Source organism: Planctomicrobium aquicomposti, assembly GCF_051466325.1.
Lineage (GTDB): Bacteria > Planctomycetota > Planctomycetia > Planctomycetales > Planctomycetaceae > Planctomicrobium.
The window spans coordinates 2,782,811-2,795,742 of record NZ_CP195792.1; the positions used below are offsets into that span (position 1 = coordinate 2,782,811).

A 12,932-nucleotide genomic window follows, 5' to 3' on the forward strand; every position below is an offset into this window, starting at 1 on the left:
CAAAGTCCGACACTACACCATGACTTGCATGAGTTCCCCGGCAGCTTTCTGAATTCTTCTCTGGTCGACTTCATTGATCGACGACCAGAAGGGGGTGATCGAACCTGTCTCGGCGATTCCCGCCAACGCGACCGCAGCGTGAAGGACCTGAACCGGATTAATCAAATCACGCAGATTCTCCAGGGGAGCGAACTGCTGGCAAATCCGTTCCGCGGTGTAATAATCTTCTCGTTGTATCGCCAAGAGCATTTTCAGAGAGAGCTGCGGAGCAATGCAGACACACCCCGATGTGAAGCTGGCCAGACCAAAATCGCGAAGGTGAACGATGGCCGGTTGCTCGCCGAAGCCGCTGACGATTAAGGATGGGCCGACCGCGTCAACGAGTTTTCTCAGGAAAGGATCGACACTCGGAGACTCTCGCGGGACAGCATATTTGATCCAGGAAATCAGCCCATCGTTCATCATCCCCTGGATGGTCTTGACATCCAACTGGTCGTCGTTTTTCAAGTAGAGAACAATCGGCCGTCCGCTTCGGTCGACAAAACGCCGCACACCGGAGACCAGTCCAGATGGGGTCTGGGCATCACGGCTTGGAAGCAGCATGGCGGTTGAAAACGCAAAATCCCTCAGGATCATCTCCTGATCCATCATCATCCCATAAGTTGGGCCGACTGGGGGGACCACCGTTGTCCGGTCGTCAACCGTATCGGTAAGAAACTGCAACAAGGGGGCGTATTCGCTGATTGCGACATGAGCCAACGCCGCATTACCGCCATAGAGAAGTGTCCTGACGCCCGCCGCCTCCAGGTAGCGGATGAGACGTTCATTTTCGCGGTCATTTAAAGTGAGATCGGCGTAGCGGGCCAGCGGGGGTACGGCAATGACCGAAGCTGCGAGCGTCTCTGACGTCATCGGCGAGAGATTCATCATCAATTTCCAGTTTGAAGGTGAATAAGCACGGCAAGCCGGGCGAGGGGCCAGGCGAAGCTTCATGTGGGACGGCGTTCAACGTATTGACGTTCGATCCTGGTCCCCACTGTCCCGCTTCCGTAATGACCGATGGAGATTCGTCCGACATGAGTCAGCAGGTCATAAGCGTCCCAGCGATTCCAGCTGTAATCTGCTTCCAGCCAGAGAATCAGGCGTGCATAGGCTTCGGCAATGGCACGCTCGATTGTTCCTTGTGTCGCGACGCTCATCAAAAAATCCGGGTGAGCGATACGAATTCCAGTCTGGGGAACCGTTCGAAGGAGTTCGACGGTGATCACGGATTCGGCGGCCATTTCCAGCCCGGTGCCGGACAATTCACCATCTCCCATGGCTGCATGAGCATCTCCTAGATAGAGATAAGCCCCCGGAACCTTCACCGGTAGATAGATCGTGCTGCCAGGACAAACTTCGACGAGGTCGAGGTTCCCGCCATGTGGCCCAGCTGGAGCTGTCGTCGGCACGCCACAGTCCGGTGCGGTCCCGATACAACCGAGCATTGGCTGATAGGGGATCGAAACCGTTTCCTTCCAGAAGATGTGTCCATCACGAATCGGACAGACGTGAGCCCCATGCGGCACGTCCACTCCCAGCCATTCCGCCAGCTGCTTGGGACCGCCCGTATAGGTCGCACATTGATTGTCGCGGGGTTGTATGGAATGAATCGTGACCGCCAGTGTATCCCCCGGTTCTGCCCCAGAGACGACAATGGGCCCTGTGACAGGATTACTGTAGGGGACAGTGGATTTGTCGCGGCGATCACGAGGGCCTTTGATCTGTCCGGAGAGAGCGTCCTCTGATTCAACACAGATCGTCTCTCCTGGCTCGATCCGCCAGCGAACATCGCCACTGCGAGAGAACTCGTAGATCAACGGGTATGCGGAGACCCGCTTCATAGGGCCATCTCGATAAGGCGCCAATATGGGGCACTCCTCTAGGTGATGTGAACTGGATTTCTGTGCATCTTGCAGAGGGTCTTGTCTGCCTGATTGAACGACGACCAGCTCCAGGAGGGGCGTTTGACCATGGGCCGTCGCCAGGAACGGATCGACCAACAATGGGAACTGAATGAATTGGACTTGCCTGGTCGTGAAGGGGCTCCGGGCCCCAACGCAGACAATCGCCTGTTCGTCATCGCGGTCTTGTCTGTGGCAAGAGATGGGAACGCCTGGCGTGATCTGCGTAAGCGGTTTGGCAACGGAGCCTCGGCTAGGGGATCGTCTAAGCAGCTCTTGTAGCGAAAGAAGTTGCCGACCGCAGACGTGGTTTGGGACGCTTCCGAGCCGGACCGAGCACGCAACTGCATGTGGCGGTCAATAGTGCGGGACAAGTGATTGGAATGCAGCTCTCCCCGGGCCAGCGTCGAGCTGCACCTGTGGCCGAGAAACTCTTGGAAGAACTGAACCTGCAGCATGTCGCCGACGCTGCCTCTGACAGCGATACCGTTCGAGAGCAAATCCGCCGCTTGAGAAGTACAGTCTGCATCCCTCTTAATTCGAAACGCAAGATTCTGTAGCGGGATGACGAAGAGCGCCACAGACCTCAAAATGTGATTGAACGGGTCTTTGGAGGCATCAACGATTTCGAAGAGTGGCGACGCGCTACAACAAGGAAGCAGAGAATTTCCTGGTCTGAATCTGGCTCGTCGCACTTTTCACCACCTGAGTCAACCGCCTTGGCTCGCCAATGTCATCTGCATGGAACGCATTGTATACAGTGTACCTTAGGAGTAAAGAAGGTGTCAAGAAAGCCTTTAATATCGTGGAGTAAGCTCTTGCGCAGTGGAGCTGGATCTTCCCGTGTCGGAGCCTCCCTGCCCTTGTCATTGGAGAAAGAGTACCCAGTTCCGGATTCTCGCCGAGAGCCAGAAAGCAAAGCGGGATGAGCTGTTGCCGATGACTCTGGACTTTGCAGAGTGGATGCTGCAAACGCCAGGAGAGGCCCGCAATAGGACTGTGTTCAACGTTGGTCAGCGGATCGACACCGTGTCCCGTGTGGTGTCAGAAATCGGTCAGGCAGCGAATGTGAGCGTGACGGTGGAGAAATTCGCATCGGCCCCCGACCTGCGACGGTCGTTCGGCACCCGGTGGTCGAAGAAAGTCCGCCAGGCCTTTCTGCAGAAGCTGATGCGGCACGCCAACATCAAAACCACGATGGATTTCTCCGTGGGCCATGACTCGGACGACAATGCAGCCGATCTGTGGCGACAATACCGGGATCTGACCCCAATTTCTGTACCAGTGCTTATGAGAGTTCAGATTGGGTAAGCAGCACAGCGGGCCGCGAACTCCACCGGGGTCACGTACCCCAGCGAGCAGCACGCAAACCGAGAGTTTCACGTATTTCGTCCGCTGTTTTCCGCTGCGGGACCGAAATGGGCACTTACCGCAGTCGTCTCCCTCCCGGTCGAGTCGATGGCGGCTTCCTCGGCATCCAGAGCAAACTTCCGCACCAGTTCGTGCAACATCACATCCACGATGTCGAGCACGTTGGAGCGGTCAGCAAACTTCTTGAGTGCGGAATAATGCGGCAGCGTCTTCAGCCCGATTCGCTGCTGCAAAGTCTCAGAGACTTCAGGAACTCGATCACACCCCGGTAGGTCGTCTTCAGGTACGCCCGCAGGATCAGGCAGGTGAGCAGTTGTTCCGGCGTGAACTTGTGAGGACTCTTCAGGTGCGAATACGAAGCCACGTACTGACGTCCGATCCGCATCGACAGGGTCGCGACTTCCAGCAGAATGTTCGTCCGTGATGTCTGGATCATGCCATGCGTTGTAGCCCCAGCGAATCGCCGATTCAAGAGATGCTTTCACCAGAGCAAAAAGACTTCACAACGCCATTATCCCGCTTGAAGCACCACATCCCGATCCTCGCAGATTACCAGCATCGCGCAATCGCCCTGGGGCCGGTGGAACCGGCCCCACATTGCTGCAATGTCACACACGATCAATATGTGCGTTCGTAAAAATAGACATTTCCTGTCAGTTCTTCGACGATGACGATGATGGGTTCAGTATCAAACGCACCTCCATCTAATGAAAGCAGCCTCACTTGGACATTCCATTCGCTGGGATGTCGAGTGTCCCTATGAGGATCAGAAAGCTCAAATCCCCACTCTTTTTCTTGCCCTTTAGCATTCAGTTGTTTTTGCAGAAAGTTCTTGGCTTTATTTCGAACCTCATCCTGTATCATCGAATGCCTCCTCTGCTGAAAATGTATTCCACAGCATGGTTTTGCTGCTCAGGAGTCAAGAGGTAGTTTCACAACCCTTTGATGATGGTGTACAGGCAGGCTAAGGGAACGAAGCCTTCGAACAGTTCGGCGTAGTATTCCCAGCGAGTGATCAATCGGCGGCAGTTCTGCAGCCAACTGAAAGTGCGCTCAATTCGGTATCGGCGTTCGTATCGCCGCAATGCTCGACCGTCCTGCAGTCGAGGCTTGGTTCGTTTGTCTCGGTGCGGGCAGATCAGTTCGATGCCACGGGACAGAAGATGTTCCCTCAACCAGTCGGCATCGGCAGCTTTATCGTACAGCAGGCGACGCGGCTTGCCGTGTGGAGGGCATTGATCAATCAATGTTTGGATCGTGGTCACCTCGCTGTAATTGGCAGAGGTGGTATATGCCGAGAGTGGAATGCCTCGTCCATCAGTCAGGAGGAGGATGCGGGTTCCGTTGCCACGATGACAACGTCCCACGTCGTCACCCCTTTTTTTGCCCGTGAAAACGAGCCATCACCGATCGCTTCTTCCCAGTCGATGCCACGTCGCTGTAGCAGCTTGCTGAGCAATCGATCCCAGGCTGCACGAAAGACCCCGTTTCGAGTCCAGTCACGATGGCGTCGCCAACAGGTGACTGGTGAGGGGTATCGTTCTGGTAAATCTTTCCAACGGGCCCCTGTAATCAGTACCCACAGAACGCCTTCCAAGCACTCGCGGGAGGAACGCGAAGGCCTACCCCCACGCGGTCCCACCGGCAGATCCGGGAACAGGTCTGCAATTAGAAGCCATTGTGCGTCAGAGAGAAAGGGCTTCGGGGCCGTCCTGGACCCTGTCTTGTTGGGCCGACGGCGTGTCGGCCACGAAGGCAGGGTAATGAGCATGAGTGTCTCCTTTCACCCTGCTCATAAGCACATCCCTTGCCAATCCTGTTCAGTAATCTAAAGGTTGTGAAACTGGCTCCTGTGATTTGCTTGGCCCCATCGTATCCCCGCTCGAATCCCCCTTCTGCGGTCCGCACGGACTGACTGTCCAGAATCGCCACGCTGGGACGTTTTTTCTTTCCCCAAGCCCGGCGGAGCTGTTCCCTCAGGTGCCGGTGAATTTGTTCCCAGAGACCACTGCGAACCCATGGTCGGTAAATGCCATAGACCGTACTCCAGTTGGAAAAATCGCCAGGGAGCAATCTCCATTGGCAACCGGTTCTGACCACGTACCAGATGGCATCCAAAACCCACCGCCGATCGATGGGAGGACGCCCCCGACGGGAAGGTTGGGGAAGGTATTTCCGGATCAGTTGCCATTGCTCATCCGAGAGATTGCTGGAATACTTCGTCCTCAACACGGCTGCGGCTCCTTCCTTGGATTGCCAAGATGTTCGCAAGGGAGCCGTAGCCGTTTTTTCAATTCATCGCAATTTCAAAACACGTTCTCAGTTGGCTGGAATTTGAATCCCTCGTTTCAGAGGTCTTTCGGCGACAGGGATACATCCTCGAGCAGATCGGTGGGGGGCAACCTGATGGAGGAATCGATCACCGATTGAGCAAAGCTGGCGAAGTGGTGCTCGTGCAGTGCAAGCACTGGCACATCCAGAAGGTGGGGGTGAAAATTGTCCGGGAATTGCTCGGTGTCGTAACCTGTGAGGGAGTCCAGTCCGGGATTGTAATGACATCCGGAAGGTTCACTCCGGAATCGAGACAATTTGCGGCCAAGGTGCCGATTCGACTCATTGATGGGCATGAACTGCTGGAAATGATCCAAAAGTTGCAAGCTAATCCGAAGCACGTTCGCACAGACGCCCATGATGACACAGCCACCCCGCATTGCCCGAAATGTCGCATGCCCATGACACTTCGGACCGCGAGAAAGGGCCCCCACGCAGGTTCGCAGTTTTTGGGGCTGTCCATGATTTCCTGACTGTCGCGGCATTCGGTACATCACACCGCCAACCACCTGAATCTGAACCCGGTCCTGCTGCGGAAGCTGGAGCGATGCCTACGCCTGCTGCCCAGCTGTGAATGAATCAGCCCATCAACGCGAAGCCGAGCGTGCCACTGCTTGAACTGATTCCACATCACTATTGCCGGTTGTTCCTCAACGATCTGTGGTGGCGATGCTTGTGGAGTCGCTGTTTTTAGCAACATGACTGGGAAATTGGTTGACCGCATTGAAATTCCCATGAAGCGTTGATAATCGCCACCATGATCTTGTTGAGTGACCCGTTCAGTGAGTCATGACCTTCAACGAAATTACGTCGCATGCGAGGCAATATAGTATCGGCAGTTTCATCGACGCTCGATGTCTTCGTTGGTGGAGCGATCCAGGCGATGATATGTTGTTGCAGGTTTCAATTCTGATGTACTGGGCTGAACATGAACCGGATCCATTCGACATCTCACTCCAACGGAGTCGATTCTTACTCTCTCCATTACCGAGTTCCTCCTGCGACTGAAATTGTCGATCTGGAAGAGAAACTGAAGGGGCAGGTTTCCAGGTGGCAGAGCAAACTGCTCGATCTCGGGAATCGCAACTTTCTGATCAATTGCTCATTCAATCCGACGAGAGGAGTGGTTGAACTCGTTGCGCCCGATGCGGAGACCGTGTGGAGAATGCTGGCCTGCGAGAGTGATTCCAGATCAAAAGTCCTAAACTTTCCCTGGCGCAGGTTCCTGGTTCCTCCACCGAAGGAGTTTGTTGCAGACGAGGAATCGATCGTCGGCGGGAATGGTGCGGAAAAGAAGAAGGAATGGAATCCTCCGCTGAGTGAATGCCTGACCTCGCCCAAACTGGGGGCCGGCGATCTGCTCACACAACTGGGGGATCGGGCATTGGATCGGCGCTTGCGAACGCTCGACAGCCATGCCCATCTGTCGCTGTCTGAACAGGGGGTTCACTGCCTGTATGTGGCGTTTGGATTTCTCAAATGGTTTGAGTCCACTGACAGCGAGATTGAATATTATGCACCGCTCATGCTCGTTCCAGCCTCTCTCTCCCGGGATTCGGCAGATGCTCCGTGGGGACTCGTTGAAGCAGAGGATGATGCGATCGAGAATCTCTGTCTCCGTGAGCGACTGAAACAGGATTTCGGCTTGCTGCTTCCCCCGCTGCCTGAAATCGGGGAACTTGAAGAACCTGGGGCGAGGCTTCAGTTTTTGAATGCCGTGCGGACAGCGATCGCATCAAATGATCGCTGGGAAGTCCAGGACCGTTGCGCACTGGGACGGTTTGCATTTCCCAAGATCGCCATGTGGCAGGATCTGGGGGAGCACGTGCACTCTGTCCTGGAGAATCCACTCTGCCGGTCGATTGGTGGCGATGAAACAATTCCTCCTGCAAGATCCTTCGGCATTGGCGCTCCGCTCCCGGAGGCGGCGAAGCTCGATGATGAGATCGCTCCGGGAGAGCTCAAAACAATTCTCGACTGTGATTCCAGTCAGCTGGAAGCGATTCTGGCTGCTCGCCGCGGCGTCAGCTTTGTGCTGGATGGTCCTCCTGGAACCGGCAAAAGCCAGACGATCGCCAACATTATTGCTGACGCACTCTCGGAAGGTCGTCGTGTCCTGTTTGTGAGCGAGAAGGTGTCCGCACTGGACGTTGTCAAACGTCGGCTGGACGACTGTGGACTCGGTGATTTTTGTCTGGAATGCCATTCCAGCAAGGCCAATCGAAAAGCTGTTCTGGATGAACTTCGATATTGCCTTGATTTGCCGATCGAGGTGTACGACGATTCCCGGCCAAAACTGGATGAGTCCAGAAAGAAGCGACGGATCCTGAACGAATATGTTCGTTCACTGCACCGCCGTCGGCCTCCGCTCGATCTCTCCCCTTTCGAACTGTACGGCCATGTCTCCCGCTCTCATCGCCTGGGACATGCGGTGAAATCACGATGTTCGCTTCCCAGAATCAAAGATCTGAATCGAAGTCGCTTCGAAGAATGGCTGCAACTGCTGGATCGCGCTCAGGAGTCCACCTCCGTCATCGGCAATTTCGACCAGCATCCCTGGCGTTGCTGTCTGCTGACAACGAGAACGCTCACCCTGACTGACGATCTGCTGCATCACTTGGGGACGTTGTCGGCAGCTTCCCGGACAATTGAGGCAGCGCTGACTCCTCTGGCGGAGAGCCATCTGCTGACCGATTCGCCGAAACTCGCAACGATCGATTCCCTCATTCAATCACTTCGGGAGTCACTCAGTGCACCGGACATTCCGGAGCGATGGTTTCTGGCGCCGGACAAGATTTCCACGGCGATTCTGCGGCACTCCGATGCGTTAGAACAGATCTCAGTTCATCGTCAGGAACTCGCCGAGTTCGTGGAGCAGGTGGATGATCTCTTTCCGGACCATGTGATCAATTCACTGTTTACTTCAGAAAACTCGATTGAGCGAAATTTGTTTCCGGGAGCGATACCTGGTTCCATGCGTCCCAAAGTTGCATTGGGTTTGCCCAGCAACGGCTGGATGAGCCACTTTGAAAGCACTCCGCCATCGTCCGTCCGTCAACAATTTCTCTTTCTCGAACAACCCATTCACGACCTGAATCAACTCGTCGAATCGATCCAGTCAGTTTCCCAGCTGTTGGCGGAAGTGAAGAGCAAAATTCCACTTCCCATCCGAGATGACCTGTCGCTCCACAAGCTGCCTGCTGTCGTCAGAATGGCACAGGTGATTACCGAGGTTGTCCCGGTGCCACCCACGTGGATTGCCCCCGTAAACTGGCCAAGGCTGCAGGAAGCCAGCCAGGCTGTACTGGATCACATCGCGAGAGCTGCTCAGATCGTCGACCAGTTGCAAGGGCGACTCAATGCCTCACACATCCAGCCGCTGAATCAAATCCTGAATTCTTCCGATTCGTGGCCAACTGCCTGGAACGCTGTTTGTCAATTCACTCCGGAGGGAACGGGAGCCGAACTTGAGGCACTCCAGCGTCGCCTGCAGTATGTCGAAACGATTGTCTGCCAACTCGAGGCGAATGCTCAGGAGATCGTTCGACAACTCGGAATTGACTCTCAGATTCCGGCGACTTTCTCGCTGCTTCGATCTTTTGAGAACGTCGGGCCAAGGCTTGAAGGACTCAAGGTCCTCATGGGACAATGGCGGGAACCGGGTGTCAGTGCCAGACTCCGGGCAGCCTGCGATGCGGCGATCAGCGATCTGCAGGAGATGACCCAGCTTCGCGATGAACTCGAAGCTCAGTTCTCGCACCGGGCGTTCAAGCCCGAAGCTGCGGGACTGGCGGAACGTGCCGCCGGATATCAGTCCCCCTGGAAGCGGTGGTTTGGCGGATTCAGCAAGTTTCGTCAGGAAGCCTCGGATCTGTATCGCGTCGCATGCCCACCGACACAGGATTTTCTGTCCAGCTTGCTGAAACTGCGAAAGTGGCATCGACGCCTCGCGGACGTTCAGTCCACAGCCGAATCGGTGGCGCCGTTGTTGCCGACGGAATTTTCGCATGACGATTTGTCTGCGTGGGAATCTTTGCAAGCAGCCGTGGTGGCTTTTGATCAACTGAAAGAAGCTGCCCCGGAACTGGTTGCCTGCCTCCCCTCAGGTTCCATCTCCTTTGAGCCTCGTTCGCTTCTGAACCTGATTGAAACGAATATTCAGTTGCAAAAGCAGCTGACGCTGGCGCTGGACGAACTGGGAAATCGTGCCGCAATTGACCAACACAGTTCCCCTTCTTCCTTGCTGGCACAGGTTCAATTGCTTCACGCGTCGACGGAGACTTGTTGTGAGATCTTTGAGGCGAGCCGGCAGCACTATGTCATTCCACCTCAGGGACTCATGCGAGTGATCGACGACGGTCAGTTGGCTCGGAGCTACAGCGAGATCGAAACTGCAGCCCTGCAGATGTGCCAACACCTGGCCGACCTGTTGCCCGAAGAGATCCATTGGAACGATGCTGGCTTCTGGGAATCGGCACAACGGAAACTTGCGGGAATTCGCTGGCTGAGCCAGATGGTCCCTTCATTGGACAAATACAAGGCTGCACTCTCTCAACCTCATCAAACTGACTCATCCGACCTGGAGGTCGCCGCAAGCAGTCTGAAAGCCGCAGGCGAATCCGCAACTCAGCAGCTTCACGCGGTTGTCCGCCAGTTGAGACTGTTCGACCAGTATCAGCCCATTGAAAAACTGGTACGGTGTTCTCTGAACGTCCTCAACGAACAGTCACAATCTGCATTGCAAGCTCTCTCGCAGCGCAGAGGATCGCTCGCCCAGCTGCTTCCAGTTTTGCATGACAGCTTCGATGTGGAGATCGAAGCCCTCCCAGCCGTTTATGAGACCATTCAACGAGTCCGGGCCTGTCGGCATGAATTGGACGCGAATCGAAAGATCCTCGCGAAATGGGAGATCGTTCCTGCAACCGAAGTTCGAGCAGAGGAAAGAACTGCTGCCATTTGGCTGCAGCAGCAAGGCAAACTGGGAACTATTCCTCAGCTCACGCGGAAAGTGGCAGCAAATCCTGGCGTGCGAATGGAGGCCCAGCGTGTATTGGATACCTGTGACGAGTGTTGGGGTAAAGAGCTTAAAGAATCACGGGCATTTCTTCGGGTCGCATTCTCGTCAGAGCATTCGACAAGTTACGGTGAACGAATTTCTCAATTGCCGCTGGGCAAGCTGGCAGACTACCTGACGGGGCTTCAATCCTCGATTGGCTCCTTAGACGAATGGCTGAAGTTCTCGCGATGGCGTCGGGACATGGAGGCACAAGGCTTTGGGGAAGTTGTCACGGAACTGCTAAGCGGCAAGTACGCACCGGATGAAGTCAAAAGTGTCGTCGCTGCCCGCTACTTTCGCGAGATTTTTGACCAGTTTGCCAGAGAAGACAGACTGCTTGGCGAGTTTGACCTGGAAGAACACGAGCAGTTGCGGGAGCGTTTTTGTCGGCTCGATGAATGGGAAGTCCGTTCCGCTTCATCACGGATTCGCCAGTATCAGTTGGGGCGGGACGATCGGCCGAGATCGGGTAGGTTTACCGAGGGGACATCGGAGTTGGGAATTCTGCAGCGAGAGCTGCAAAAGAAACGCCGGCAGTTACCCTTGCGCAGGCTCTTTGCAGAAATTCCCAGCGTCCTCCAACGGTTGAAGCCGTGCATCATGATGAGTCCGCTGTCGGTCAGCACCTTCCTCCAGTCCGATCAAATCCGCTTTGACCTTGTGATCTTTGATGAAGCCTCACAGGTTTTTCCCTGGGATGCCATGGGGGCCATCTATCGTGGAAATCAGTTGATCGTCGCTGGTGATGAAAAGCAGCTCCCTCCGACGAATTTTTTCTCTCGTGCCGATGTCGAGTTGGCCGAAGACGAGGACACCGACATTGGCGACTTTGAAAGCATCCTCAGCCTCTGCAAATCGATTGGCATGCCGGGACGTGGCCTGCGTTGGCATTATCGAAGCCGACGGGAACCGCTGATTGCCTTCTCGAATCGCCACTTTTACAGCGGTGATCTCGTCACGTTTCCCAGCATCCGTGATGCCACCAGCGATGCAGTCCGTCTGGAGTTTGTTCCCCAGGGGCGATGGATCGACAGAGTCAATCTCCCCGAAGCAGAACGGGTTGCGGATCTGGTGATCCGGCATCTGAGAAACCGTCCTGAGACCTCACTGGGGATCATTGCATTCAACCAGTCCCAGCAATCTGCGATTGAAGATGCTCTCTATGAACGCAGACGAAAATACCCGGATGTCGAAACATTATTTCACACCGGCCTTACAGAACCGCTGTTTATCAAGAATCTCGAGAATGTGCAGGGGGATGAACGGGACGTCATCATCCTGTCGATGGGTTACGGCTATAACGATGCTGGCAAATTCGTCAAAAACTTTGGTCCGCTGACAAAATCGGGTGGAGAGAGAAGACTGAATGTCGCTGTGACCAGAGCGCGGGAGGAAGTCATTCTTGTCGCTTCGGTCAAGGCGGCTGACATGGATCTTTCCGGTAGTCTGAGTCAGGGGGCGCACCTGCTGAAAGGCTATCTGGACTATGCGGAACGGGGAGTTGATACGCTGGCGCGGCAGATGGAATCCATCACAGGCGAAGCAGAATCCACGCTGGAACAGGAAGTTGCGACGGCGTTGATCGGACGAGGACTGCATCCCGTGCTCCAGGTCGGCTGTGGGGGATTTCGCATCGACATGGCGTTGAAGCATCCGCAGCGCCCCGGAGAATTCTGTCTGGGCATCGAGTGTGATGGTGCAACATATCACTCCTCGAAAACGGCCCGAGATCGGGACCGAATCCGACAGAATGTCCTCGAACATTTGGGCTGGAACATCATTCGAATCTGGTCCACCGACTGGATTCGCAATCCGGACCGGCAAATTGAACGTGTTCTGGCTGCTTATGACCGCGCCAGCACGGGCATGATGGCCACTCTCGAAACTGAAATATCCAGCATCGATGATGATCTCGACGATCCGATTCCCCGGATTGAGCACATCAGCGAACCGGAGAGTCCTGCTTTCAAGTCCATCAAAGATGTGTCCGACGATCACCTGCGTTCCCTTTTCTTGAAGATCGTCAAACGCTGCGGGGCCACCGATCTGGAAGGACTGATTCAGCAAACCAGTCGTTCATTGGGATTTGCCCGGACAGGCAAGCACATCCGGCAGCGATTGGAAACAATGCTCAATGACCTCCTCCAGACCGGCCACCTGCGTTGGGTGGGGGAGCGGATTGCATCGGGAGCCGAGTAATCCTTCTGCTCCTTACTTTCTCTGTGTTTGCC

At 55.1% G+C, this 12,932-nt stretch carries 11 protein-coding genes and 1 pseudogene; 4 read left to right on the forward strand and 8 right to left on the reverse strand.

The genetic code is table 11. The features are described from left to right. Positions 1–12 precede the first annotated feature (12 nt). Positions 13–930, reverse strand: a complete 918-nt coding sequence (locus SH664x_RS10790) for a dihydrodipicolinate synthase family protein (protein ID WP_437200823.1) — start codon at positions 928–930, stop codon at positions 13–15. 59 nt (positions 931–989) lie between these two features. Next, positions 990–1,883, reverse strand: a complete 894-nt coding sequence (locus SH664x_RS10795; protein ID WP_437200824.1) for an acetamidase/formamidase family protein — start codon at positions 1,881–1,883, stop codon at positions 990–992. A 129-nt stretch (positions 1,884–2,012) separates the two neighbouring features. On the opposite strand from SH664x_RS10795, the gene SH664x_RS10800 reads away from it, so the two are divergent. Then, entirely contained in the window at positions 2,013–2,225 is a 213-nt protein-coding gene (locus SH664x_RS10800; RefSeq protein ID WP_437200825.1) for a transposase, read from the forward strand. Positions 2,226–2,786: 561 nt separating this feature from the next. Beyond that, entirely contained in the window at positions 2,787–3,254 is a 468-nt protein-coding gene (locus SH664x_RS10805) for a hypothetical protein (RefSeq protein WP_437200826.1), read from the forward strand. Between the two features lie 68 nt (positions 3,255–3,322). On the opposite strand, the gene SH664x_RS10810 is transcribed toward SH664x_RS10805, so the two are convergent. The 6 genes and pseudogenes from SH664x_RS10810 to SH664x_RS10835 all read right to left on the reverse strand — a co-directional run bounded on the left by SH664x_RS10810 (position 3,323) and on the right by SH664x_RS10835 (position 5,546). After that, complete coding sequence (locus SH664x_RS10810) at positions 3,323–3,547, reverse strand: hypothetical protein (protein ID WP_437200827.1); 225 nt, start codon at positions 3,545–3,547, stop codon at positions 3,323–3,325. Further along, positions 3,526–3,750, reverse strand: coding sequence for a hypothetical protein (locus tag SH664x_RS10815; RefSeq protein ID WP_437200828.1), 225 nt, complete (start codon positions 3,748–3,750; stop codon positions 3,526–3,528). The genes SH664x_RS10810 and SH664x_RS10815 overlap by 22 nt, the downstream gene beginning before the upstream one ends. Before the next feature lie 182 nt (positions 3,751–3,932). Then, on the reverse strand, positions 3,933–4,178 hold the full coding sequence (locus SH664x_RS10820; RefSeq protein ID WP_437200829.1) for a hypothetical protein: 246 nt from the start codon (positions 4,176–4,178) through the stop codon (positions 3,933–3,935). 68 nt (positions 4,179–4,246) lie between these two features. Next, positions 4,247–4,690: pseudogene (locus SH664x_RS10825) on the reverse strand (IS5 family transposase); the annotation flags it as partial. Continuing rightward, the gene (locus SH664x_RS10830) at positions 4,636–5,085 is read right to left on the reverse strand and encodes a transposase (protein WP_437200830.1); all 450 of its coding nucleotides are present in this window, start codon (positions 5,083–5,085) and stop codon (positions 4,636–4,638) included. The pseudogene SH664x_RS10825 and the gene SH664x_RS10830, both read right to left, overlap by 55 nt. Continuing rightward, a complete protein-coding gene (locus tag SH664x_RS10835) occupies positions 4,983–5,546 on the reverse strand; it encodes a transposase (protein ID WP_437200832.1) in 564 nt (187 codons plus the stop codon). The genes SH664x_RS10830 and SH664x_RS10835 overlap by 103 nt, the downstream gene beginning before the upstream one ends. Before the next feature lie 95 nt (positions 5,547–5,641). Between SH664x_RS10835 and SH664x_RS10840 the strand changes: the two genes are divergently transcribed. Further along, positions 5,642–6,118 carry a restriction endonuclease gene (locus tag SH664x_RS10840; protein WP_437207211.1) on the forward strand — a complete coding sequence of 159 codons (477 nt, stop codon included), beginning with the start codon at positions 5,642–5,644 and terminating at the stop codon, positions 6,116–6,118. Positions 6,119–6,573: 455 nt separating this feature from the next. Beyond that, positions 6,574–12,900: a DUF4011 domain-containing protein gene (locus SH664x_RS10845; protein WP_437200834.1), complete on the forward strand. Its 6,327-nt coding sequence runs from the start codon at positions 6,574–6,576 to the stop codon at positions 12,898–12,900. Positions 12,901–12,932 lie beyond the last annotated feature (32 nt).